The organism is Streptomyces sp. NPDC041784 (assembly GCF_055591025.1).
In genome coordinates this window covers 65,521-89,259 of record NZ_JBVJAB010000003.1, presented here as the reverse complement: position 1 = coordinate 89,259, position 23,739 = coordinate 65,521, and the positions used below count along the sequence as shown (strand labels likewise).

Here is a 23,739-nt window from a genome sequence, read left to right as displayed (position 1 = left end):
AGACGGCCGACGGCCGGCATGCGACAGACTGCCAACGGCCGGTGGGTGACAGACGGCCGACGGCCGGCATGCGACAGACTGCCGACGGCCGGTGGGTGACAGACGGCCGAGGGGCGGCCGGGGATTCCCGGTCGCCCCTCGGGTCCGCGCTCGTCCTCAGAACGCCAGCACCAGCGACGCCACCGCCGGTGCCGCGTAGATGAGCGGGAACGGCACGTGCGAGAACCAGCGGGCCCGCAGCACGGTGACGACGGCCCCGAGGAAGTACAGCACCAGCCCGGCGGCGGCCAGTACCCCGATGACGGGCACGGCCAGTCCGGCGAGCAGACCGGCCGCCCCGGCGGCCTTGGCCGCGCCGAGCCACGGCCACCAGGCGCGCGGCACCCCGTAATCGGCCAGCGGCTTCACGGTCCACTCGGCGCCCAGGAAGACCGACGCGGCCGAGAAGCCCGCCAAAACGGCTCCCAGAATGGTGACGACGACGTAGGCAGTGGACATGTTCAACAGCTCCTCATCAGGGGTTCGGTGACGTCCTTCACCCTCCTGACACCGGGCGCCGGGCGAGTGTGACAGGAGCGGGAGCTGTTTTCCGATGTGATCGCTGTCACATGGATCGGCCCGCCACGAACCACCTCGACGGCAGCTCGATCCGGGCTCCGTCGGGCGTGAACTCGGTGGTGACGAGCGGGAGTTCACCGGCGGCCAGGACGGTGAGGCCGGCGGCGGCCAGATGGGCGGGCATCGCGTCGTCGGCGACCTCGCCGGGGGCGATACCGTGCCGGAAGATCGGCGCGAGCTTCGGCGGCGGTCCGCCGGGGCTCTGGGCGAGGCCACCGAGGACGGGGCGGGCGGCCTCGGACAGCTCGACGAGGAACGCCCGGCCGCGCTCCCCCAGCAGCGCGCCGATCCCGTCCACCAGGGGCTGCCGGTCGGCGGGCTCGCACTGGTGCAGGACGCCCCGCATGTAGACGTTGACGTCGCCGAGTTCGGCGTGCAGTGTCTCGGCGGCACCCTTCTCGGCCGCGTCCAGCTGCCGGTACACCGCCTGCCCGGTGGGGTCGGCGCGCCGGGCCCGGTCGAGGGCGGCGGCGGCCAGATCGGCGCCGACGACCTGGCGGAAGCGGTCGGCGAAGAACCGGGTCTGGGTTCCGTTGCCGCAGCCGAGGTCGACCAGCGGCAGCCCCGCGTCGAGGAGCCGGGGTTCGAGGAGGGCGAGGTGGCGGGCCGCGGTCACCTTCGGGTCCGCGTCCCAGAACACCGCGCCCGGCTCGTCGGGAGCCTCACTCCAGAAGCCCTCCCAGGCCTCCCGGTACCGCATCGTCACGCTCATGCCGAACTCCCCAGGGTGCGACGCCGATCCGCCGTAAGTGACGGGCGAGTACGGTCTATCGCTCCCAGGGTGCCGCTACAAGCGACATGCGCGGTTCCTTCACGCCTCGTTCGAGACGCGTGCGCCGTTGTGCGCCGGAGGTGCGACGTGCGGTGTCGTACGCCGGAGGTGTGCGGTGCGTGGTGTGCGGTGTGCGGTCGTACGCCGGAGGTGCGCGGTCAGCGCCTCGGCAGGGTCAGCTCGAACCACACCGACTTCCCCGCCCCGGTACGGCTGGTCCCCCACTCCCGGGCCAGCGTGCTCACCACCCGCAGCCCCCGCCCGGTGTCGGCGCCCGGCCCGGCGCTGAGCAGGGTCGGCAGCTCGTGGTCGTCGTCGTCCACCTCGCACAGCAGGGTGTCGCCGCGCACCAGCCGCAGGGCGACGGGCCGCAGGTGGGAGTGCCGTATCGCGTTCGTGACCAGCTCGCTGACCATCAGTTCGGTGGTGTACGCCAGTTTCGCCAGCCCCCAGTCGTGGAGCTGCTCGCGGACCACCGCGCGGGCGCGGGCGACCTCGGCCGGGTCGAGCGGGAAGCGCCACTCGGCCACGTCGTCGGGGGCGATGCCGCCCAGCCGGGCCATCAGCAGGGCCACGTCGTCCTTGCGGCCGCCGCGCCCCGCTTCGGCGAAGGTCGCGGCGAGGGCGCGGATGATGGTGTCGCAGGCGTCGTCCATGGAGGCGGCCGGGTGGGCGGCGGACTCGCAGAGCGCCGCGAGACCCACGCCGATGTCCTCGCCCCGCACCTCCACCAGCCCGTCGGTGCACATCACCAGCCGGTCCCCGGGCTCCACCCGCACCCGGACCGACTCGAAGGGCACCCCGCCGACGCCGATCGGGGCGCCCGTGGGCAGTTCGAGCAGCTCGCTGCGGCCGTCGACGGCCCGCACCAGCACCGGCGGGATGTGGCCCGCGTTGGCGAGGTGGAGTTCGCCCTCGATCGGGTCGTAGACGGCGTACAGGCAGGTGGCGAGGTAGGTGTCGCCGAGCCGCTGGGCCAGGTCGTCGAGGTTGCGCAGGAGTTGGGCCGGCGGCAGGTCCAGGGCGGCCATGGTCTGCACGGCGGTGCGCAACTGGCCCATCATCGCCGCCGAGTTGAGGCCGTGGCCCATCACGTCGCCGACGACCAGGGCGGTGCGGGCGCCCGGGAGTTTCACGGAGTCGAACCAGTCGCCGCCGATCCGCCCCAGCAAGGTGCCCGGAAGGTAGCGGGTGGCGATGTCGCAGCCCGCCATGTGCGGCGGGATGTGCGGCAGCATGCTGTCCTGGAGGGTCTCGGCGACGTTCTCCTGGTAGGTGTACATGCGCGCGTTGTCGAGCACGAGGCCCGCGCGGGCGGCGAGTTCGGCGCCGGTGACGCGGTCCATGTCGTTGAACTCGGCGCGCTCCGGGTGGCGCAGCAGGATCATGAAGCCGAGGACGACGTTGCGGGCCTTCAGCGGGACGACGAGCATGGAGCGGCCGGTGATGAGGGGCCGGATGTCGCGCTTCTCGAACTGCGAGGCGATGGCGTGGCCCAGTTGCTCGCTGATGCGTGGCACGAGGACGGGCTCGCCGGTGGTCATGCACTGGAAGAACGGGGTGTGCGCCGGGAAGGGCATGGCCTCGCCGACCGGCACGACGTCGTCCCAGCGACCGGGTTCGTCGGTGTGCTCGACGGCCACCCGGTGCCACATGGTCCGGGTGTCCGGCACACCGTCCGGGAAGCCCTCGCCGGCGACGACCTGTTCGCGGAGATAGGTGCCGGCGACGTCGGTGAAGCGGGGGACGACGGCTCTGCTGACCTCGACGATGGTGCGGGAGAGGTCGAGGGAGGTGCCGATCTTCCCGCTGACCTCGTTGAGGAACTCCAGACGCTCGCGGACGGCGGCGTACTCGAGGTCCTCGCCCTCGTCGTCGGAGTGGTCCGGCAGGGGTCTGCCCTCGGCGACGGCGCGGGCGGCCCGCTCACGGCGGGCTCTGCGTTCGACGCGCCGGGCGACGCCCCAGTCGGGGGTGACGGGCACCCGGTCGTTCTGGCTGAACTCCAGGACGGGATAGCCGAGTTCGAGGATCTGGGCGACGATACGGGCGCTTTCGCCGACGCTCATGCTGGGCAGGATCTCGGGGAGCCGGTGGGCGAGTTCCTCGGCGCCGGGGAAGTCGGTGTGCAGGGCGAAGCCGGGCGCGATGCGCTCGACGGCCGCGCTGTCGAGGGCTTCCGCCCGGCGCAGTCCGGCCGCGTCGGCGGCGAGCACGAGCAGCCGCTCGCGGCCCGGTCCGACCAGCGGGTAGGCCCACCACAGCACGTCGACGCGGTCCCTCCCGCGGCCCTCGGCCGGGGGTAACCCCCTCTCGCTTCGCTCGGGCACGGTCAGCCGGGCCCGACCGGCGGCGGGGTAGCTCAGCCCGCGGTCGAGCGAGGACTCCAGGCCCGGCCCGAGGCCGTCGTAGTCCCCGTACCCGCCGTACGGCGGGTCGTCGTCGGGCTCGGGGAGGGCGCCGGAGACGGGCAGCAGGTCGAGGGCGGCCTGGCCGATCGCCTCGTCCTTGGGGACGCCGAAGAGCCGACGGGCGCCGGTGCTCCAGTGGGAGACGAGACCCTCGCGGTCGACCACGACGACGGCCAGCGGGACGCGTCCGGCGTCGGCGGTGTCGTCGTCCGCCGTGCCACTGCCCGCTCCGCGGCGGGGAGGTGCGTCCCTCTCGGTGCCACGGTCCATGGCCCAGGCCCTCTCTCCCCAGAGCTACGCAAGATCTGTCCCGCAGCCACCACCGTACGGCGCACACCTGCCGGGATGTGCGGCAATGCTGGAATTGGTTTCACCGGGTCGCGCCGGGGTACGCCACCGCGCCCCCGTGCGGGGCGGAAGGTCGGTCCTCGCGGCCGAGTCGCAGGTCACACTCGGTGCGGCCGCCCCCGGCGATCCGGAGGAGGGTGGCGACCGTCCGGCTCGACAGGGCGCTCGCCGACGGAGACGGCCCGCGGCCGGTGGTCATCGGCGGCGGCCCGTCCCGCACCGGAGTGGTCCCGCCCACGCACCGCTCCCCTCGTCGCACCTGCCACGCGATTCCCGCGGAAAGCGACAACTACGAGCAAGCGCGACGAGTCACCGCGCCGTCCCGGTGGCAAGGGAGAACCACTGGAACCGGCGAAGGGGCTCAACACCCGGCGGGCGGCCGGGGGTCGGGCGCCGGGGTTCAGCCGGCGTCGTCCTACTTCTCCACCTCGGTGGCGAGGTTGGCGAGGATCGCGTCGTAGATACGACCGAGGCCCTTGGGCGCGAAGGTCCGCTCGAAGAAGCCGCCGATGCCCGTGGCGCCGGTCCAGGTGGTGGTGACGACGACCCGGGAGCTGCCCTCGCCGGCCGGGGTGACCCGCCAGACGGTGACCATCGAGGAGTTGCGGTCCTTCTCGACCAGCTCGCCGTCGGTCGGCTCCGTGACCTCCAGGAGGCAGTCACGGACGCGCTTGCTGGTGGCCTGGAGCTTCCAGTGGACGAGGCTGCCCTCGCCGTCGCCGCCCTCGCGCACCTCGTACTCGCTGAACTGCTCGGGCAGCAGCTTCGCGCGGGAGCCGCTGTAGTCGGCGAGCGTGTCGAACACCTTGTCCGGGTCCGCCGCGACGACGCGCTCGGTGGTGGCCTCGACCTGCGCCATGGGGTTCCTCCAGGTCCTTGTTTCTCGGGGTCGGGGCAAGCCAACCACCCCGGTCCTCGGGCGCCCAAATCGGGGCCCCGGAAGCGGTCGCCGGGCGATCGAAAAGGTCCACCCCGCGCCGTCGCCCGACCGACGTACGACCGCCGTACGACCGCCGTACGACCGCCGTACGACCGCCGTACGAGCGCCGTGCGAGCGCCGTACGAGCGCCGTACGAGCGCCGTGCGAGCGCCGTGCGGCCGTCGCGCGGTCCCGCTCGCACGATCATGGGAACACATGTTCTATTGTGGGGCCGAGTGCTACCGAGGAGGCGTTCATGCGCTGGGAGAACCTCACCGTGGAATCCCGCCACGACCGGCCGGCGGACGCCGCGCTGTTCGGCGCGGACGCGGTCACGACCAGGACGTTCGACACGCCCGAGTTCGCCGGCATCACCTTCCACGAGATCCGGGCCCGCTCGGTCCTCAACCGGGTGCCGGGCGCCTCCCGGATGCCGTTCGAGTGGACGGTGAACCCCTACCGGGGCTGCACACACGCGTGCGTGTACTGCTTCGCGAGGAAGACGCACAGCTACCTGGACCTCGACACGGGCGTCGGCTTCGACACCCAGATCGTCGTCAAGGTGAACGCGCCGGAGGTGCTGCGCCGCCAGCTGGCCTCGCCCCGCTGGCACGGCGACCACGTGGCGATGGGCACGAACGTCGACTGCTACCAGCGCGCGGAGGGCCGCTACCGGCTGATGCCGGGCATCCTGTCCGCGCTGCGCGACCACGCGAACCCGTTCTCGATCCTGACGAAGGGCACCCTGATCCTGCGCGATCTCGACCTGCTGAGGCAGGCCGCCGAGGTGACCGACATCGGCGTCTCCGTCTCCGTCGGCTTCACCGACCCCGCGCTGTGGCGCACCGTGGAGCCGGGCACACCATCCCCGGAGCGGCGCCTGGACGTCGTACGGACCCTCACCGCGCACGGCATCGGCGTGGGCGTGCTGATGGCGCCGGTGATCCCGTTCCTCTCCGACGAGCCGGCCCAACTGCGCGCCACCGTGCGGGCGATCGCGGCGGCCGGGGCCACCTCCGTGACGCCGCTTGCGCTGCATCTGCGGCCCGGGGCCCGCGAGTGGTTCATGGCCTGGCTCGGACAGCACCACCCGTACCTGGTGCGCCGCTACGAGCGGCTGTACGCCGACGGCTCCTACGCCCCGAAGTGGTACCAGCGCCGGATCACCCGTCAGGTCCACGAGCTGGCCGAGGAGTACGGCATCGGCCCCGCTCGCGGGGGGATGCCCCGCCGGATCCGGCCGCCCGAGCAGGAGGAGGAGCCCGCCGCGCCGGGGCCGACCCAACTCACGCTGATCTGAGCGCGTTCGAGGCTGAGCGCGTTCGAGCGCATCCGGCGCCCCAATCGGGTCAACTATCTTCAGATCGGGTTCTTCCGGACGATCTTTCCGGGACGATGCGGCGAGGGCCGTGATCCACGCGGTCCGGCCACCTCCGTCCTGGGAGGACTCCATGAACACACGCGCAGCCGTGCTGTGCGCCGCCGCCGTCGTCGTCGCGGCCGGGACCTGTGCCGCCGGGCCCGCCGACGCGAGCCCGGCACCCGTCGCGCAGGCCGCCCGGGCGACGAAGCTCACCTGGAAGAAGTGCGGCACCGCGGACCGGCCGACGCTCCAGTGCGCGTCCCTGAAGGTGCCGCTGGACCACGCGGACCCAGGCGGGGAGAAGATCACGCTGGCGCTGTCCCGCGTCCCGCACACCGCGAAGACCTATCAGGGGCCGCTGCTGGTCAACCCCGGCGGCCCCGGCGGCAAAGGGCTCTCGCTCGCCGGGTTCGTCGCGTCGGCGCTGCCCGAGGCGGTCGCGGCGCAGTACGACGTCATCGGCTTCGACCCGCGCGGGGTGGGCCGGAGCACGCCCGCGCTGGACTGCAGGCCGGGCCACTTCAAGACCGTGCGCCCGGACTCCGTGCCGGCCACCGAGGCGATCGAGCGGGCCAACCTCGACCGCGCCCGGTCCTTCGCGAAGGCCTGCGCCGACAAGCACGCGCGCGTGCTGCCGTACATCGACACGACGAGCACGGTGCGCGACATGGACGCGATCCGCGCGGCGGTCGGCGCGCCGAAGATCAACTACTTCGGCTACTCGTACGGCACCTACCTCGGCGCGGTCTACGCCAAGCTCTACCCGGAGCGGGTGCGGCGTCTGGTGCTCGACTCGATCGTCGACCCCACGGGTGTCTGGTACGAGGACAACCTGACGCAGGACCTCGCCTTCGACGACCGCCACCGCGCCCTGATGGCGTGGATCGCCCGGCACGACAAGGCGTACGGGCTCGGCACGGATCCGGCGGGGATCGAGGCCAGGTGGTACGCGATGCGGGCGGCGCTGGCGAAGAAGCCCGCGGGCGGGCGGGTGGGCGCCTCGGAGCTGGAGGACACCTTCCTGCCGGGCGGCTACTACAACGGCTACTGGCCCTACCTCGCCGAGGCGTTCGCCGCCTACGCGAAGACCGGGGAGAGCGGCCCGCTGGTCAAGGCGTACGAGAACTTCGGCGCCGTCGACGCCTCCGGGGACAACGGCTACAGCGTCTACACGTCGGTGCAGTGCCGTGACGCCCACTGGCCCCGCAACTGGGACGAGTGGCGCACCGACAACTGGACGGCCTACGCGAAGGCGCCGTTCATGACCTGGAACAACGCCTGGTACAACGCGCCGTGCGCGTTCTGGCCGACGAAGCGGCTGGGTCCGGTGGACATCACCAACGGCAAGCTGCCGCCGGTGCTGCTGTTCCAGGCGACGAACGACGCGGCCACACCCTACGCGGGCGGCGCCATCGTCCACGCGCTGCTGCGCGGCTCCAGCCTCGTGGTGGAGCGGGGCGGCGGGAACCACGGCATCACGCTGAGCGGGAACTCCTGCCTGGACAAGCACCTGGCGGAGTACCTCGCCGACGGCACGGTGCCGCGCGGCACCGGCTCGGTCGACGCGGAGTGCGCGGCGCTGCCCGACCCGAAGCCGCTGGACGCGAAGGTCGGTTCGCGCACGGCCCACGGCGCGACGCTCCACGGCATGCTGGGCTTCCGCGGCTGAGAGCCGCTCGCCCGAGCCCACCTGGAGCCGGCCCGTCGGGGGCATTGTCAGACCCGTGGTCCACCATGGACGCATGAGTGAGCTGACGAGGATCGCCGCCCCCGACGGTGTCGCCGCCGCGGCCCAGTACACGCACGTGGTGACGGGCACGGGCCGCTTCGTGGCCGTCTCCGGCCAACTCCCCCTCGACGAGCACCGCGCGGTGGTGGGCGAGGGGGACGCGGAGGCGCAGGCCCGCCAGGTCTTCGAGAACCTGCGGCGCTGTCTCGCCGCCGCCGGAGCGACCTTCGACGACGTCGTCAAACTCACCTACTTCGTCACGGACATGGCCCACATGCCCGCGATCCGCGCGGCCCGCGCCGCCCACATACCCGACGACCGGCTCCCGGCCGCCTCGGCCGTCCAGGTCGCCGCGCTGGTCCGCCCGGAGTTCCTGATGGAGATCGAGGCGTTCGCCGTGGTGGCCGAGTGACCTCGGGCCGAGTGACCTCCCCGGACCGCGCGCCCGCCCCGATCGCCGTGCGGGACATGGCCCTCGCCGACTGCGACCGCGTCGCCGAGATCCGGATCCGCGGCTGGCAGAGCGCCTACCGGGGCCTGATGCCGCAGTCGTACCTCGACGCCCTCAGCGTCACCGAGGACGCCGAGCGCCGCCGCGCCCTCTTCCGGCAGAGCGACGGCAGTGGCGAAGGCGGCGATGGCGACGGCGGTGGTGGCGACGGCGGTGGTGGCGACAGTGGTGTGGTGAACCTGGTCGCCGAGCGGGCCGGCGCGGTGGTCGGCTGGGCGGCGCTCGGACCGTACCGGGACGGCGAAGTCCGCACCGGGGACGCCGAGCTGTACGCGATCTACGTGGCCGACGACCACCTCGGCACCGGCGTCGGGCACGCCCTCCTCCAGGAGTCGGTACGGCTGGCCCAGGGACAGTCCCGTATGTATCTGTGGGTGCTGAAGGGGAACACCCCCGCCCGCCGGTTCTACGAGCGGGCCGGGTTCCGGGCCGACGGCGTCGAGGAGCCCTTCGAGGTCGAGGGAGCCGTGGTGCCCGAGGTGCGGTACGTGCGCCACCTCGCCGGCTGATGGCTCAGCGCCCCGCCGGGATCCGGGCCAGCGCCCGCACGGCCGCCTCGGCGAGCGCCGGGTGGGCCAGGGCCTCGTTCAGCACGGGCCGGGCGCGGCGGTCCCCCAGGGTGCCGAGTCCGTCGACGCAGGCGAGGGCCACCCGCCGGTAGGGGTCGTGCGGCCGCAGCCGCCGCTGGAGGGTCGTGATCAGCGCGGGCACGGACTCCGGCGCACGCAGTTCCACCAGGAGCCGTACGGGGTGCAGGGCGTAGGCGACACGCATTTCGTTGGTGGCCAGGGCGGCGGCCGCGCGGGCGGTGCGGGGGTCGCCGAGCCGGGTCAGGGCGTAGGCGGCGGAGGCGCAGCGCGGCGGGTCGCGGTGGTTGAGCAGCAGGACGAGCGCCTCGAAGGCGCGCCGGTCGCCTGCCAGGCCCAGCCGGAACGCGGCCATCTCCCGGACCCACAGCGGCTGCCCCGCCTCGGTGAGCACGGCCGCCAGTTCGTCGTGGCCGACGGGGCCCGACAGCCGCTCGTACGCCGCCGTGCCGCCCGACTCCCGCCGTAAGCGTTCCGTGAGCGCTCGCAACTCCTCGTCCATGAGGCCGAGCTTATGGGTGTCCCGCGGGCGCCGGGACCTACATCACAAACCCGGGGGCTGGCGCGCTCGTTACCCACCGGTTAAGCTCATACGAGCGAGTCACCCACTCGCAGCACCTCCTCACGGCGGCCTGGTGACGCAGCCGTCGTGATGGTGGAACCTCCCACGCCGTTAAGGCAGTGGGGGAAGTCGGTTCGGTACCGCGTGTACCGCTGTACGACCCGGCCACGGGACAGGGCCGGTCGGATCTCCCCGTTCGTCCTCCGGGCGTGTGCACGCCCGCGGCGACCGGCACCGGGCGTGTGCGCTCGCAGCCCGACAACACCCGCACTCCTTTCCGCACCCCGGTGCGCCATGGCCCGCGAGGGCTCCCTCGGCGCACCCGGGCGCGTTTCCCAGTCGTCACCCTCTTCCTGGAGTCCCGCCATGGCCACTCCCCTGTCCGACACCTCTCTGTCCCCGCTCCGGACGATCGCCGTCGTCGGTCTCGGCACCATGGGCACCGGCATCGCCGAGGTCCTCGCCAAGGCCGGCCGCACGGTGATCGGCATCGACATCAGCGAGGCCCAGACCGCGCGCTCCGTCTCCGTCCTGGAGGCGTCCACCGCCCGTGCCGTGGAACGCGGCCGGCTGACCGAGCAGGAGCGCTCCGAGGCCCTGGCCCGGGTGCGCACCTCCACCGACCTGCGCGCGGCGGCCGACGCCGACCTGGTGATCGAGGTGGCGCCGGAGTCGTACGAGATCAAGCAGCAGATCTTCCGTGAGCTGGACGGGATCGTGCGTCCCGAGACCATCCTCGCGACCGGCACCAACGCCCTGTCCGTGACCCGGCTGGCCGCCGAGTCGGCCCGTCCGGAGCGGGTGCTGGGCCTGCACTTCTTCAACCCGGCGCCGGCCATGAAGCTGGTCGAGGTCGTCTCCTCGGTGCTGACCGCGCCCACCGCCGTCAGCGCGGTCACCAACCTCGCCCTGGACCTCGGCAAGGAGCCGGTCGCGGTCGGCGACCGCCCCGGGTTCGTCGCCGACGGGCTGCTGTTCGGCTATCTCAACCAGGCCGCCGCGATGTACGAGGCGCGCTACGCCTCCCGTGAGGACATCGACGCCGCGATGCGGCTGGGCTGCGGACTGCCGATGGGCCCGCTCGCGCTGCTCGACCTGATCGGCGTCGACACGGCCCGTACGGTCCTGGAGGCCATGTACGCCGAGTCCCACGACCGGCTGCACGCCCCCGCGCCGATCCTCAAGCAGCTCAGCGAGGCGGGGCTGACCGGCCGCAAGTCGGGCCGCGGCTTCTACACCTACGAGGCGCCGGGCAGCGCCACGGTCGTCCCGGACGCCCTCACGCCCCTCACCGGCGGGACCGGGACCGCCGGCCGCACCGTCCGCAGCGTCGGGGTCGCGGGCTCCGGCACCATGGCCTCCGGTATCGCCGAGGTCTTCGCCAAGGCGGGCTACGACGTCGTCCTGGCCGCCCGCAGCGAGGAGAAGGCGCAGACGGCGAAGGCCCGGATCGGCAAGTCCCTGGCCCGCTCGGTCGACAAGGGCCGGATGACCGCGGAGGCCGCCGCCCAGACCCTGGAGCGGATCACCCCGGCCGGCACCTACGACTCCTTCGCCGACGTCGACCTGGCCGTGGAGGCGGTCGCCGAGGACCTGGAGATCAAGCGGCACCTGTTCGCCACGTTCGACAAGGTGTGCAAGCCGGGTGCCGTCCTGGCCACCACCACCTCGTCGCTGCCCGTCGTCGCCTGCGCCCGCGCCACCTCGCGCCCGCAGGACGTGATCGGCATGCACTTCTTCAACCCGGCGCCCGCGATGAAGCTGGTCGAGGTCGTCCGCACGGTGCTGACGGCCGAGGACGTCCACGCGACGGTGCACGAGGTCTGCGGCCGGATCCGCAAGCACGCCGTCGACTGCGGGGACCGGGCCGGTTTCATCGTGAACGCGCTGCTCTTCCCGTACCTGAACAACGCGATCAAGATGGTGCAGGAGCACTACGCCTCGCTCGACGACATCGACGCCGCGATGCGACTGGGCGGCGGCTACCCGATGGGCCCCTTCGAGCTGCTCGACGTCGTCGGGCTCGATGTCTCGCTGGCGATCGAGAAGGTCCTGCACCGCGAGTTCCGCGACCCGGGCCTCGCGCCGGCCCCGCTCCTCGAGCACCTGGTGGCCGCGGGCTGCCTCGGCCGCAAGACCGGCCGTGGCTTCCGCGAATATGCCCGCCGCTGACGGCGTCGGCGGCTGGTTCACCGACGACCGGGAGTGGGGCGGGCTGCTCGGCCCCACCGGCGGACCCCCGCCCGCACCGGGCGGGGGAAACCCCGGACAGGCGCATCGAGCTGCGCACATGCAGTACGTTCGGGTCATGTCCCAGCCCGCCAGGTCCTCACGTACACCAGCCACGCCCGACGCGCCGGAGAGTGCCGCGGGCAGCCGCGCGGCCGCCCAGCGCCTCAAGATGCGCCGAGAACTGGCGGCCGCGGCCATGGAGCTGTTCGCCACCAAGGGGTACGAGGCGACCACCGTCGACGAGATCGCGGCACAGGCCGGTGTCGCCCGCCGCACCTTCTTCCGCCACTTCCGCTCCAAGGAAGAGGCGATCTTCCCCGACCACGACGACACCCTGATCCGCGCCGAGGCGGTGCTCAACGCGGCGCCCGCGCACGAGCACCCGCTCGACACCGTGTGCCGCGGGATCAAGGAGGTCATGAAGATGTACGCGGCGCGGCCGGAGATCTCGGTCGCCCGTTACAAGCTGACGCGCGAGGTGCCCACCCTGCGCGAGGCGGAGATCGCCTCGGTCGCCCGCTACGAGCGGCTCTTCACCCGTTACCTCCTCGGCCACTTCGACGAGCACGCGCACGACGACGACGCCAACGACGACCCGCTGCTGGCCGAGGTGGCCGCCTCCGCGGTGGTCACCGCCCACAACCACGTGCTGCGGCGCTGGCTCAGGGCCGGCGGCCAGGGCGATGTGGAGACACAGCTCGACCACGCCTTCGCGATCGTCCGCAGGACCTTCGGGACGGGCATCGGGGCCGGGCGCGGCGGCGCGGCGTCCACCAGGCCGGCCCCCGCGGCAGTCTCCGCCCAGGGCGAGGTCCTGGTGACGGTCGCCCGCACCGACGCCCCGCTGGACGAGGTCATGCGGACCATCGAGCAGGCGCTCAAGGAGCGCTGAAGCGCCCACCCCCGTTGTGACGACGGCCACCCCACCGGGTGGCCGTTTTGGCATGTCAGGGCACCTTTTCGCGCGGATTTCAGAGGCCGTTCGATCGATCATCGCTCATTTGTTACGTAAAGATTTCAGCTGAGCCCAATTCCTGGCACTCAGTGCCTTGCCACCTGGCACACGGTGTCATACGTTGAAGATGTCCGGGCGGCCGGCGTGCAGAGACCATTCGTACGCCGGCTGTCCCCGCAAGCTCATGGTTTGCGCGCCCGGACGCCTGCGTCACAGGCAACCTCCCGCGCCACAAAGCGCTGCCGAACAGCACCCCCGCCGAACCGACGGCATTCCCGAAACCCTCAGCAGCACACCGACGTAACCCTCAGCGCCCCGCCCTCAGGGCGCTCATCGCCGGAGGCAACACCGTGACCACTCAGGCCATCCTGGACGCGATCCAGTCGCCCGAATCGACACCGGCCGACTTCGCCGCCCTGCCGCTCCCCGAGTCGTACCGCGCGATCACCGTGCACAAGGACGAGACGGAGATGTTCGCGGGTCTGGAGACCCGCGACAAGGACCCGCGCAAGTCGATCCACCTCGACGACGTCCCCCTGCCCGAGCTGGGCCCGGGCGAGGCCCTGGTGGCCGTCATGGCCTCCTCGGTCAACTACAACTCCGTGTGGACCTCGATCTTCGAGCCGCTGTCCACCTTCGGCTTCCTGGAGCGCTACGGCCGCCTCAGCGAGCTGACCAAGCGGCACGACCTGCCGTACCACATCATCGGCTCCGACCTCGCGGGCGTCGTCCTGCGCACCGGCCCGGGCGTCAACGCCTGGAAGCCGGGCGACGAGGTCGTCGCGCACTGCCTCAGCGTCGAGCTGGAGTCGTCCGACGGCCACAACGACACGATGCTCGACCCGGAGCAGCGCATCTGGGGCTTCGAGACGAACTTCGGCGGCCTCGCCGAGATCGCGCTCGTCAAGTCCAACCAGCTGATGCCCAAGCCGGGCCACCTGAGCTGGGAGGAGGCCGCCGCCCCGGGTCTGGTCAACTCCACCGCCTACCGGCAGCTGGTCTCCCGCAACGGCGCCGGCATGAAGCAGGGCGACAACGTCCTGATCTGGGGCGCGAGCGGCGGACTCGGCTCCTACGCCACGCAGTTCGCCCTGGCCGGCGGCGCCAACCCCATCTGTGTGGTCTCCAGCCCGCAGAAGGCGGACATCTGCCGGGCGATGGGCGCCGAGGCGATCATCGACCGCAACGCCGAGGGCTACAAGTTCTGGAAGGACGAGCACAACCAGGACCCGCGCGAGTGGAAGCGCTTCGGCAAGCGCATCCGCGAGCTGACCGGCGGCGAGGACGTGGACATCGTCTTCGAACACCCCGGCCGCGAGACCTTCGGCGCCTCCGTCTACGTCACGCGCAAGGGCGGCACCATCGTCACCTGCGCCTCGACGTCCGGCTACAACCACGAGTACGACAACCGCTACCTGTGGATGTCCCTGAAGCGGATCATCGGCTCGCACTTCGCCAACTACCGCGAGGCCTGGGAGGCCAACCGGCTCGTCGCGAAGGGCAAGATCCACCCGACCCTGTCGAAGGTCTACTCCCTGGAGGAGACCGGCCAGGCCGCCTACGACGTGCACCGCAACCTCCACCAGGGCAAGGTCGGCGTGCTGTGCCTGGCCCCCGAGGAAGGCCTGGGCGTGCGCGACGAGGAGATGCGCGCCCGGCACCTCGACGCCATCAACCGCTTCCGCAACATCTGAGACACCCGAGGTCATAGATGACTGAGCGTCAGAAGGACCGGCCGTGGCTCATGCGCACGTACGCCGGTCACTCCACGGCCGAGGCGTCCAACGAGCTGTACCGGCGCAACCTCGCCAAGGGCCAGACGGGTCTGTCGGTCGCGTTCGACCTGCCGACGCAGACCGGCTACGACTCCGACCACATCCTCGCCCGCGGCGAGGTCGGCCGGGTCGGCGTGCCGATCGCCCACCTCGGTGACATGCGCCGGCTGTTCCAGGACATCCCCCTGGAGCAGATGAACACCTCGATGACGATCAACGCCACCGCCATGTGGCTGCTGGCGCTCTACCAGGTCGTCGCCGAGGAGCAGGGTGCGGACATCACCCGGCTCCAGGGCACGACCCAGAACGACATCGTCAAGGAGTACCTGTCCCGGGGCACGCACGTGTTCCCGCCGGGGCCCTCGCTCCGGCTGACGACGGACATGATCGCGTACACGGTCTCCCACATCCCGAAGTGGAACCCGATCAACATCTGCAGCTACCACCTGCAGGAGGCGGGCGCCACTCCGGTCCAGGAGATCGCGTACGCGATGTCCACCGCCATCGCCGTCCTCGACGCCGTCCGGGACTCCGGGCAGGTGCCGGCCGAGAAGTTCGGTGACGTCGTCGCCCGGATCTCCTTCTTCGTGAACGCGGGCGTCCGCTTCATCGAGGAGATGTGCAAGATGCGCGCCTTCGGCCGCATCTGGGACAAGGTCACCCGCGAGCGCTACGGCATCGAGGACGCCAAGCAGCGCCGCTTCCGCTACGGCGTCCAGGTCAACTCGCTCGGTCTGACCGAGGCGCAGCCGGAGAACAACGTCCAGCGGATCGTCCTGGAGATGCTGGCCGTGACCCTCTCCAAGGACGCACGCGCGCGTGCCGTGCAGCTCCCGGCGTGGAACGAGGCCCTCGGCCTGCCCCGCCCCTGGGACCAGCAGTGGTCGCTGCGCATCCAGCAGGTCCTCGCCCACGAGAGCGACCTGCTGGAGTACGAGGACATCTTCGCGGGCTCGCACGTGATCGAGGCGAAGGTCGAGAAGCTGGTCGAGGAGTCCCTCGCGGAGATCGACCGGATCCAGGAGATGGGCGGCGCGATGGCCGCCGTCGAGTCCGGCTACCTCAAGTCGCAGCTGGTCTCCTCGCACGCCGAGCGCCGGGCCCGGATCGAGTCCGGCCAGGAGAAGATCATCGGCGTCAACATCTTCGAGACGACCGAGCCCAACCCGCTGACCGCGGACCTCGACACGGCGATCCAGACGGTCGACCCGGCCGTCGAGGCCCGGGTCGTCGCCTCGCTCCAGCACTGGCGCGACACCCGCTACCAGCCGCCGTTCAACCACCCGCGGCCCTGCAAGGCGCTGGAGCGGCTGAAGGAGGCCGCCCAGGGCACCGGCAACCTGATGGAGGCCACCCTGGAGTGCGCCCGCGCCGGGGTCACGACCGGCGAGTGGGCCGGTGCCCTGCGCGAGGTGTTCGGCGAGTTCCGCGCCCCGACCGGGGTCTCCTCGGCGCCGGTGGCGGTCCCCGCGGAGGAGGGCTCGGCCATGGCCGACGTCCGCCGCAAGGTCGACCTCACGGCGAAGGACCTCGGCGCCGGCAAGCTGCGCTTCCTGGTCGGCAAGCCGGGCCTGGACGGGCACTCCAACGGCGCCGAGCAGATCGCCGTACGCGCGCGTGACGCCGGTTTCGAGGTGGTCTACCAGGGCATCCGCCTCACCCCGGAGCAGATCGTGGACGCGGCCCTCGCGGAGGACGTGCACGCGGTGGGCCTGTCGATCCTCTCCGGCTCGCACGCCCAGCTGGTGCCGGACGTGCTGGAAAGGCTCCGTGTGGCCGGTGCCACAGATATACCGGTGATCGCCGGTGGCATCATCCCGAATGGTGACGCCGAGCAGCTCAGGGCAGCCGGTGTGGCCGCCGTCTTCACCCCGAAGGACTTCGACATCACCGGGATCATCGGCCGCATCGTCGACGAGATCCGGAAAGCGAACAAGCTCGACCCCCTGGAGGTCCCCGCATGACCGTCAACCGTCTTCGTCCGCGGCGCTCGTGTCTCGCCGTACCGGGCAGCAACCCGCGCTTCCTGGAGAAGGCCCAGGGCCTCCCCGCCGACCAGGTCTTCCTCGACCTGGAGGACGCGTGCGCGCCGCTCGCCAAGCCCGAGGCGCGGCACACCATCGTCAAGTTCCTCAACGAGGGCGACTGGACGGGCAAGACCAGGGTCGTGCGGGTCAACGACTGGACGACCGAGTGGACGTACCGTGACGTCGTCACGGTCGTCGAGGGCGCCGGCCCCAACCTCGACTGCATCATGCTGCCGAAGGTGCAGAACGCCCAGCAGATCGTCGCCCTCGACCTCCTGCTGACCCAGATCGAGAAGACCATGGGCTTCGAGGTCGGCCGGATCGGCATCGAGGCGCAGATCGAGAACGCCCAGGGCCTGAACAACGTCAACGAGATCGCGCAGGCCTCCCCGCGCATCGAGACGATCATCTTCGGCCCGGCCGACTTCATGGCGTCGATCAACATGAAGTCGCTGGTCGTGGGCGAGCAGCCGCCCGGCTACCCGGCGGACGCCTACCACTACATCCTGATGAAGATCCTGATGGCCGCCCGCGCCAACGACCTCCAGGCGATCGACGGCCCCTACCTCCAGATCCGCAACGTCGACGGCTACCGCGCGGTCGCCCAGCGCGCCGCCGCGCTCGGCTTCGACGGCAAGTGGGTGCTGCACCCGGGCCAGGTCGAGGCGTCCAACGAGATCTTCTCGCCGTCGCAGGAGGACTACGACCACGCCGAGCTGATCCTGGACGCGTACGACTACTACACGTCCGAGGCGGGCGGCAAGAAGGGCTCCGCGATGCTCGGCGACGAGATGATCGACGAGGCCAGCCGCAAGATGGCCCTGGTCATCTCCGGCAAGGGCCGCGCCGCCGGCATGAAGCGCACCAGCACGTTCGAGATCCCGGAGGCCTGAGCGCGATGCAGTTCGGACGCACCTACGAGGAGTTCGAGGTCGGCGCGGTGTACAAGCACTGGCCCGGGAAGACGGTCACGGAGTACGACGACCACCTCTTCTGTCTCCTCACCATGAACCACCACCCGCTCCACATGGACACCAACTATGCGGAGAAGACGACGGACTTCGGCAAGAACGTCGTCGTCGGCAACTACATCTACTCGCTGCTGCTCGGCATGTCCGTGCCGGACGTCTCCGGCAAGGCGATCGCCAACCTGGAGATCGAGTCGCTCCGTCACGTGGCGCCGACCTTCCACGGCGACACGATCTACGGCGAGACGACCGTGCTCGACAAGTGGCCCTCCAAGTCGAAGAACGACCGCGGGATCGTGCACGTCGAGACCAAGGGCTACAAGCAGGACGGCACGCTCGTGTGCGTGTTCCGCCGCAAGGTGATGGTGCCGACCGAGACGTACATCAAGGAGCGCGGCGGCGAGCAGCCCGGCCGCCCCCAGCTCAAGGAGCAGGAGAAGTAGTCATGGCGCGACTCGCCCAGACCGCCGGTCTGACCGACATCCAGCAGGAGATCCTCTCCACCGTCCGCGACTTCGTGGACAAGGAGATCATCCCGGTCGCGACCGAGCTGGAGCACCGCGACGAGTACCCGCAGCAGATCGTCGACGGCCTCAAGGAGCTGGGCCTGTTCGGCCTGATGATCCCCGAGGAGTACGGCGGCCTCGGCGAGTCGCTCCTGACGTACGCCCTCTGCGTCGAGGAGATCGCCCGCGGCTGGATGTCGGTGTCCGGCATCATCAACACGCACTTCATCGTGGCGTACATGCTCAAGCAGCACGGCACGCAGGAGCAGAAGGACCACTTCCTGCCGCGCATGGCGGCCGGCGACATCCGGGGCGCCTTCTCCATGTCGGAGCCGGCCCTCGGCTCGGACGTCTCCGCCATCTCCTCCAAGGCGGTGAAGGACGGCGAGGAGTACGTCCTCAACGGCCAGAAGATGTGGCTGACGAACGGCGGTACGTCGTCCCTCGTGGCCGTTCTGGTGCGAAGTGACGAAGGACACCCCGAGGGCACGGCGCCCCACAAGTCGATGACGACCTTCCTGATCGAGAAGGAGCCCGGCTTCGGAGAGGTCCGCCCCGGCCTCACGATCCCGGGCAAGATCGACAAGATGGGCTACAAGGGCGTCGACACCACCGAACTGATCATGGATGGCCTGCGGATTCCCGCAGACCGCGTGCTCGGCGGGGTCACGGGCCGAGGTTTTTACCAAATGATGGACGGCGTCGAGGTGGGCCGTGTGAACGTGGCGGCGCGTGGCTGCGGCGTCGCTCAGCGTGCGTTCGAGCTCGGTGTCCGGTACGCCCAGCAGCGTCACACTTTCGGCAAGCCGATCGCTCAGCACCAGGCGATCCAGTTCAAGCTGGCCGAGATGGCTACCAAGGTCGAGGCCGCGCATGCCATGATGGTGAACGCCGCACGCAAAAAGGACTCAGGGGAACGAAACGACCTTGAGGCCGGTATGGCGAAGTACCTCGCCTCCGAGTACTGCAAGGAGGTCGTGGAGGACGCCTTCCGGATCCACGGAGGCTACGGCTTCTCCAAGGAGTACGAGATCGAGCGCCTCTACCGCGAGGCCCCGATGTTGCTGATCGGTGAAGGCACCGCCGAGATCCAGAAGATGATCATCGGCCGCAGACTGCTCGAAGAGTATCGGTTCCAGGGCTAGATGTCAGGGTTGGGGGTGTTTTCTTCGAGAAGAAGATCACACCCCGTCAACCTGCCCCGCAAACCGACTCGGCTTCCTGACTTACCCAGTTGTGGCCCCGAACCGCTACGATCGCCGGAAAGCCGCCGTCCCCCCGTCGAAGCGCGGCATCATCCGCTACGAAGGTCATCCATGCCCCACAGCCAAACCTCTGCACACCGCGACAGCCTGGTAGGCGCACGCCTCGCGCGCGGAGCATCGCCGTGGCTCCTGCCGACCGTCGCCACCGCAGCCGTCAGCCTGCTCCGCGCCCGTCGCTCGGGCGCCGCCAGGGCCGTCGCCGTGCCCGCCACCGCTCTCGCGGCGGGCATGCTGTGGTTCTTCCGTGACCCCGAGCGCGAGATCGCCTCCGGCCGGGTCATCTCCCCCGCCGACGGTGTGGTGCAGAGCATCATGCCGTGGAAGGACGGACGCACCCGGGTCGCGATCTTCATGAGCCCGCTCAACGTCCACGTCAACCGCGCGCCGCTCTCCGGCACCGTGACGTCGGTCGAGCACATCCCCGGCGGGTTCGTTCCGGCGTTCAACAAGGAGAGCGAGAACAACGAGCGCGTCGTCTGGCACTTCGACACCGAGCTCGGTGACATCGAGATGATCCAGATCGCCGGCGCCGTGGCCCGCCGTATCGTCCCCTACATCCCCGAGGGCACGAAGGTGGAGCAGGGCGACCGGATCGGTCTGATCCGCTTCGGCTCCCGCGTCGACATCTACCTGCCCGAGGGCGTGGAGGTCGCGGTCGAGGTCGGGCAGAAGACGGTGGCAGGGGTGACTCGCATTGACCGTGATTGACCCGGAGACACAGGCCGGCTGGGTGCCGGAGGCCGACGAGGTGGACGAAGAGGAGGAGATGCCCCTCTCTCTCCGGCTGTCGATAGCGGACACCCTCACCCTCGGCAACGCGACCTGCGGCTTCATGGCGGTGTACTTCACCACCACCGGCATCCTGATCCCGCACCTCACCGGCAGCCAGGAATCCGGCATGGCCCGCCACAGCGCGGCCACGGCGGTCATCCTGATGCTCTGCGCGGCGGTCTTCGACCTCTTCGACGGACTGGTCGCGAGGAAGCTCCGCTCCTCCCCCATGGGCGCCGAGCTGGACAACCTCTCGGACCTGATCAGCTTCGGCCTGGCCCCGGCGTACTTCGTGCTGGTCTACGGCATGGTCGCCGACGACGCGCACCAGCGGGTGGCGGCGGTCGGTGCGATCGTCGTCCTGCTGGCCGTGGTGCTGCGCCTCGCCCGCTTCTCCTGCGTGACCCCACCGAACGGCATGTTCCAGGGCATGCCCTCGCCGTTCGGCGCACTGACGGTGGTCTCGATCGTGCTCCTGGAGCTGCCCTTCGTGGCGACGCTCCTCGCCATCCTCGGCACGGCGTGGCTGATGGTGAGCCGGGTCGAGTACCCGAAGCCGCGGGGGCGCCTCGCCGGTGCGATGCTCGGCTGGATCGTGCTGTCGATGGGCCTGCTGGCCGCATGGGCGTTCGACGCCCCGAGCGGACAGCTGCTCCTCCAGACCGGCTGCGCGCTGCAGCTGGTCATGGGCGCGGTCATCCCGCTGTTCGCCACGGCCCGCCGGGTGAACAACTTCCGCGACAACCGACGCGAGGCGCGGGCGGCACAGCTGCCGTAGCGCTCCGCTGGATGCCATACGAGAGAGAAGGGCCCCGGGTCTGTGACCCGGGGCCCTTCTCTGTGTGTTGTCCGGGGGCGGCGGACGGCGGTTCGGTGCGGCGCCGTGGTGGCCGTCGCGCGGTTCCCCGCGCCCCTGGGGGGTGGGGGTCAGGTCAGGAAGTCCCGGCCGATCCGTTCCGCGACCCGCTCCAGGATCGGCCCCGCGTCGGAGATGCACGTGGCGACGTCCGGCTCGGCGTCGGTCAGCGGATACGCCCGCCGGATCCCCGCCCGGCCGAGGGCCTCCGGCGGCAGCGCGAGCCGCCCGCACACGGCCACGACCTCCTTGCCGGCCGCCCGGGCGGCCGCGGCGACCCCCGCCGGGGCCTTCCCGTGCAGGGTCTGCTCGTCCAGCGAGCCCTCCCCGGTGATCACCAGCTCGGCCCGGTCCAGTGCCGGCGCGAAGCCCAACACGTCGAGCATGACCTCGATACCGGCGCGGAAGCGGGCACCGAGGAGGAGGGCGCCGTAACCGATGCCGCCCGCGGCCCCCGCACCCGGCGCGGCCGCGTACTCCGCCGCCCAGGGGCCGACGGCCGCCTCCAGCACCTTCGCGTAGTGGGCGAGCGCCGCGTCCAGCGCCTCGACGTCGTCCGGTGCGGCCCCCTTCTGCGGCCCGTACACCGCCGGCGCGCCCTTCGGCCCGGTCAGCGGGTTGTCGACGTCGCTCGCCAGGATCAGCTCGACGGAGGACAGCCGGGGGTCCAGCCCCGACAGGTCCGCGCGGGCCAGCTCCGTGAGAGCGCCGCCACCGGGTGCCACCGGCTCCCCGTCCTCGTCGAGGAACCGGGCGCCGAGCGCGGAGAGCATCCCCGCGCCGCCGTCGGTGGTGGCGCTGCCGCCGACCCCGAACACGATCGTCCGCACGCCCGCGTCCAGCGCCGCCCGCAGCAGCTCCCCCGAGCCGTACGTCGACGCCGTGAGCGGTGCGAAGACACCGGCCGGCAGCCGCTGGAGGCCGCTCGCCTCCGCCATCTCCACGACCGCGGTGTCGCCGCGCAGCGCGAACGCGGCGGTGACCTCGTGGCCGAGGGGCCCGGCGACCCGTACCTCCCGGCGTTCGAACCCGGCCGCGACCGCCGCGTCGACCGTGCCGTCGCCGCCGTCGGCGACCGGCAGGGCCTCGACCTCGACATCCGGTACGGCCCGGCGCAGCCCGGCCGTCACCCGCTCGGCGACCTCCACGGCCGTCAGCGACCCCTTGAACTTGTCCGCGGCCACGAGCACCCGTCGGGTGCCCTGCGCTCCGGCGTCCGCCACCTTCCAACCCCTTGCTCTCCGGGCCCCGCGCACGTCAGGGCCAGTCGCGCCGCTGCGACCTTAACCGGCGGACACCCCCGCCGTCATGCGGTGCCCGCACCTGGACCAACCCTGAGCGCCCGCTGTGCGGGCGGCACCCGGGCGCCCGAAGCCCGCGCGAGCGCCCCCGGAATCGGGTAGACCGGAGCCATGACCCCTGTGGGCACGGACCCGGAGTTCGCCGACCGCGTGCTCGGTGGCTGGCTGGGCCGGATCGCGGGCAACATGCTCGGCAAACCGGTCGAGCAGGGCGAGGTGTGGACGCGCGAGCGCATCGACGGCTATCTGCGGCGCGCCGGCGCCCTGCCGCTCACCGACTACCTGCCGGAGCCTCCCACCGAGGAGGACCGCGCGCTGCTGCGCCCGGAGTGGCCCGCTTGCGTGCGCGGCCGCGTCCACGGCAGCTGCCGCGACGACGACGTGGACTACTCCGTCCTCGGCCTCGATCTGCTGCAGACCCACGGCTTCGGTTTCAGCACCGAGCAGGTCGGCGACCTGTGGCTGCTGCGGCTGCCGTATCTCCAGACGTTCACCGCGGAGCGGGCCGCCTACCGCAACCTCGCGAACGGGCTGAAACCGCCGCTGACCGCGACGTACGACAACCCGTACCAGGAGTGGATCGGTGCCCTGATCCGCGCCGACGTCTACGGCTGGACGTGCCCCGGCGCCCCGGGCCGCGCCGCCTCCCTGGCCCGCCGGGACGCGGTGCTCTCGCACACCGGCAACGGTGTCTACGGCGCGATGTGGGCGGCGGCGACGGTCTCCGCGGCGTTCACCGCGCCGACCGTGCGCCACGCGGTCGAGACGGCGCTGGCCGTGGTCCCGGCGAGCAGCCGGCTGGCGCGGACCGTACGCCGTGTCGTCTCCCTCCACGACACGGGGCTGGCCTGGGAGGACACGCTCTCGACGCTGGCGCGGGAGACGGCCGGCCTCGGCTGGATCCACACCGTCCCGAACGCGGCCGTCCTGACCGCCGGGCTGCTGTACGGCGACGGGGACTTCACCCGCACCCTCGCCCTCACCGTCCGCGGCGGCCTGGACACGGACTCCAACGGGGCGACGGCCGGGTCCGTGGCCGGTGTCATGGCGGGGGCGGCGGCGATCCCCGCCCACTGGAAGGACCCGCTGGAGGACACGGTGCGCAGCGCGGTGTTCGGTTTCGACGGGGTGCGGATCAGCGAGCTGGCGGAGCGTACGGTACGGCTGGCGGAGGCCGGAGCGGAGGCTGCCCGCGACAACCCGCACCCACAAGATCACTCCGCGAACTGACGAGCGTATGACGGCTGTTCACACCGCGGGGGC

At 71.4% G+C, this 23,739-nt stretch carries 21 protein-coding genes; 14 read left to right on the top strand and 7 right to left on the bottom strand.

Translation table 11 applies throughout. From position 1 onward, the window contains the following. Positions 1–156: 156 nt before the first annotated feature. The 5 genes from ACZ6D7_RS07160 to ACZ6D7_RS07140 form a co-directional block, all read right to left on the bottom strand. Complete coding sequence (locus ACZ6D7_RS07160) at positions 157–498, bottom strand: DoxX family protein (RefSeq protein WP_469484780.1); 342 nt, start codon at positions 496–498, stop codon at positions 157–159. A 106-nt stretch (positions 499–604) separates the two neighbouring features. Further along, entirely contained in the window at positions 605–1,330 is a 726-nt protein-coding gene (locus ACZ6D7_RS07155) for a methyltransferase domain-containing protein (RefSeq protein ID WP_469484777.1), read from the bottom strand. Between the two features lie 218 nt (positions 1,331–1,548). Beyond that, positions 1,549–4,071, bottom strand: coding sequence for an ATP-binding SpoIIE family protein phosphatase (locus ACZ6D7_RS07150; RefSeq protein WP_469484773.1), 2,523 nt, complete (start codon positions 4,069–4,071; stop codon positions 1,549–1,551). Positions 4,072–4,171: 100 nt separating this feature from the next. Continuing rightward, positions 4,172–4,387 carry a hypothetical protein gene (locus tag ACZ6D7_RS07145; RefSeq protein ID WP_469484770.1) on the bottom strand — a complete coding sequence of 72 codons (216 nt, stop codon included), beginning with the start codon at positions 4,385–4,387 and terminating at the stop codon, positions 4,172–4,174. Positions 4,388–4,564: 177 nt separating this feature from the next. Continuing rightward, on the bottom strand, positions 4,565–5,008 hold the full coding sequence (locus ACZ6D7_RS07140) for an SRPBCC family protein (RefSeq protein WP_469484767.1): 444 nt from the start codon (positions 5,006–5,008) through the stop codon (positions 4,565–4,567). Positions 5,009–5,324: 316 nt separating this feature from the next. Here ACZ6D7_RS07140 and ACZ6D7_RS07135 point away from each other — a divergent pair, with 316 nt between their 5' ends. The 4 genes from ACZ6D7_RS07135 to ACZ6D7_RS07120 all read left to right on the top strand — a co-directional run bounded on the left by ACZ6D7_RS07135 (position 5,325) and on the right by ACZ6D7_RS07120 (position 9,180). Then, positions 5,325–6,368 carry an Rv2578c family radical SAM protein gene (locus ACZ6D7_RS07135; protein ID WP_469484764.1) on the top strand — a complete coding sequence of 348 codons (1,044 nt, stop codon included), beginning with the start codon at positions 5,325–5,327 and terminating at the stop codon, positions 6,366–6,368. A gap of 151 nt (positions 6,369–6,519) precedes the next feature. Beyond that, positions 6,520–8,100, top strand: a complete 1,581-nt coding sequence (locus ACZ6D7_RS07130; RefSeq protein ID WP_469484762.1) for an alpha/beta hydrolase — start codon at positions 6,520–6,522, stop codon at positions 8,098–8,100. A 73-nt stretch (positions 8,101–8,173) separates the two neighbouring features. Next, the gene (locus ACZ6D7_RS07125; RefSeq protein ID WP_469484760.1) at positions 8,174–8,572 is read left to right on the top strand and encodes a RidA family protein; all 399 of its coding nucleotides are present in this window, start codon (positions 8,174–8,176) and stop codon (positions 8,570–8,572) included. A gap of 56 nt (positions 8,573–8,628) precedes the next feature. Beyond that, entirely contained in the window at positions 8,629–9,180 is a 552-nt protein-coding gene (locus ACZ6D7_RS07120; protein WP_469485984.1) for a GNAT family N-acetyltransferase, read from the top strand. 4 nt (positions 9,181–9,184) lie between these two features. On the opposite strand, the gene ACZ6D7_RS07115 is transcribed toward ACZ6D7_RS07120, so the two are convergent. Then, positions 9,185–9,760, bottom strand: a complete 576-nt coding sequence (locus ACZ6D7_RS07115; RefSeq protein ID WP_469484757.1) for an adenylosuccinate lyase — start codon at positions 9,758–9,760, stop codon at positions 9,185–9,187. A 426-nt stretch (positions 9,761–10,186) separates the two neighbouring features. Here ACZ6D7_RS07115 and ACZ6D7_RS07110 point away from each other — a divergent pair, with 426 nt between their 5' ends. From ACZ6D7_RS07110 to pssA, 9 genes are all read left to right on the top strand, one after another. Beyond that, positions 10,187–11,992 carry a 3-hydroxyacyl-CoA dehydrogenase family protein gene (locus ACZ6D7_RS07110; RefSeq protein ID WP_469484754.1) on the top strand — a complete coding sequence of 602 codons (1,806 nt, stop codon included), beginning with the start codon at positions 10,187–10,189 and terminating at the stop codon, positions 11,990–11,992. 118 nt (positions 11,993–12,110) lie between these two features. Next, a complete protein-coding gene (locus tag ACZ6D7_RS07105) occupies positions 12,111–12,944 on the top strand; it encodes a TetR family transcriptional regulator (RefSeq protein ID WP_469485980.1) in 834 nt (277 codons plus the stop codon). A gap of 413 nt (positions 12,945–13,357) precedes the next feature. Further along, a complete protein-coding gene (ccrA, locus tag ACZ6D7_RS07100) occupies positions 13,358–14,701 on the top strand; it encodes a crotonyl-CoA carboxylase/reductase (protein ID WP_469484750.1) in 1,344 nt (447 codons plus the stop codon). 17 nt (positions 14,702–14,718) lie between these two features. Next, positions 14,719–16,746, top strand: a complete 2,028-nt coding sequence (locus ACZ6D7_RS07095) for a protein meaA (protein ID WP_469484743.1) — start codon at positions 14,719–14,721, stop codon at positions 16,744–16,746. Further along, positions 16,743–17,702, top strand: coding sequence for an HpcH/HpaI aldolase/citrate lyase family protein (locus tag ACZ6D7_RS07090; RefSeq protein ID WP_469484737.1), 960 nt, complete (start codon positions 16,743–16,745; stop codon positions 17,700–17,702). Before ACZ6D7_RS07095 ends, ACZ6D7_RS07090 begins: the two co-directional genes overlap by 4 nt. Before the next feature lie 5 nt (positions 17,703–17,707). Further along, complete coding sequence (locus tag ACZ6D7_RS07085) at positions 17,708–18,220, top strand: MaoC family dehydratase (RefSeq protein WP_469484731.1); 513 nt, start codon at positions 17,708–17,710, stop codon at positions 18,218–18,220. A gap of 2 nt (positions 18,221–18,222) precedes the next feature. After that, entirely contained in the window at positions 18,223–19,428 is a 1,206-nt protein-coding gene (locus ACZ6D7_RS07080) for an acyl-CoA dehydrogenase family protein (protein ID WP_469484725.1), read from the top strand. 171 nt (positions 19,429–19,599) lie between these two features. Further along, entirely contained in the window at positions 19,600–20,256 is a 657-nt protein-coding gene (locus tag ACZ6D7_RS07075; RefSeq protein ID WP_469484720.1) for a phosphatidylserine decarboxylase, read from the top strand. Positions 20,257–20,278: 22 nt separating this feature from the next. Continuing rightward, positions 20,279–21,097 carry a CDP-diacylglycerol--serine O-phosphatidyltransferase gene (gene pssA / locus ACZ6D7_RS07070; protein WP_469485976.1) on the top strand — a complete coding sequence of 273 codons (819 nt, stop codon included), beginning with the start codon at positions 20,279–20,281 and terminating at the stop codon, positions 21,095–21,097. 149 nt (positions 21,098–21,246) lie between these two features. Here pssA and ACZ6D7_RS07065 read toward each other — a convergent pair whose 3' ends face one another. Further along, positions 21,247–22,365 (bottom strand): glycerate kinase, encoded by a 1,119-nt coding sequence (locus ACZ6D7_RS07065; protein ID WP_469485973.1) that lies wholly within the window; start codon positions 22,363–22,365, stop codon positions 21,247–21,249. Between the two features lie 222 nt (positions 22,366–22,587). Between ACZ6D7_RS07065 and ACZ6D7_RS07060 the strand changes: the two genes are divergently transcribed. Continuing rightward, complete coding sequence (locus ACZ6D7_RS07060) at positions 22,588–23,706, top strand: ADP-ribosylglycohydrolase family protein (RefSeq protein ID WP_469484717.1); 1,119 nt, start codon at positions 22,588–22,590, stop codon at positions 23,704–23,706. The last annotated feature ends 33 nt before the right edge of the window (positions 23,707–23,739 follow it).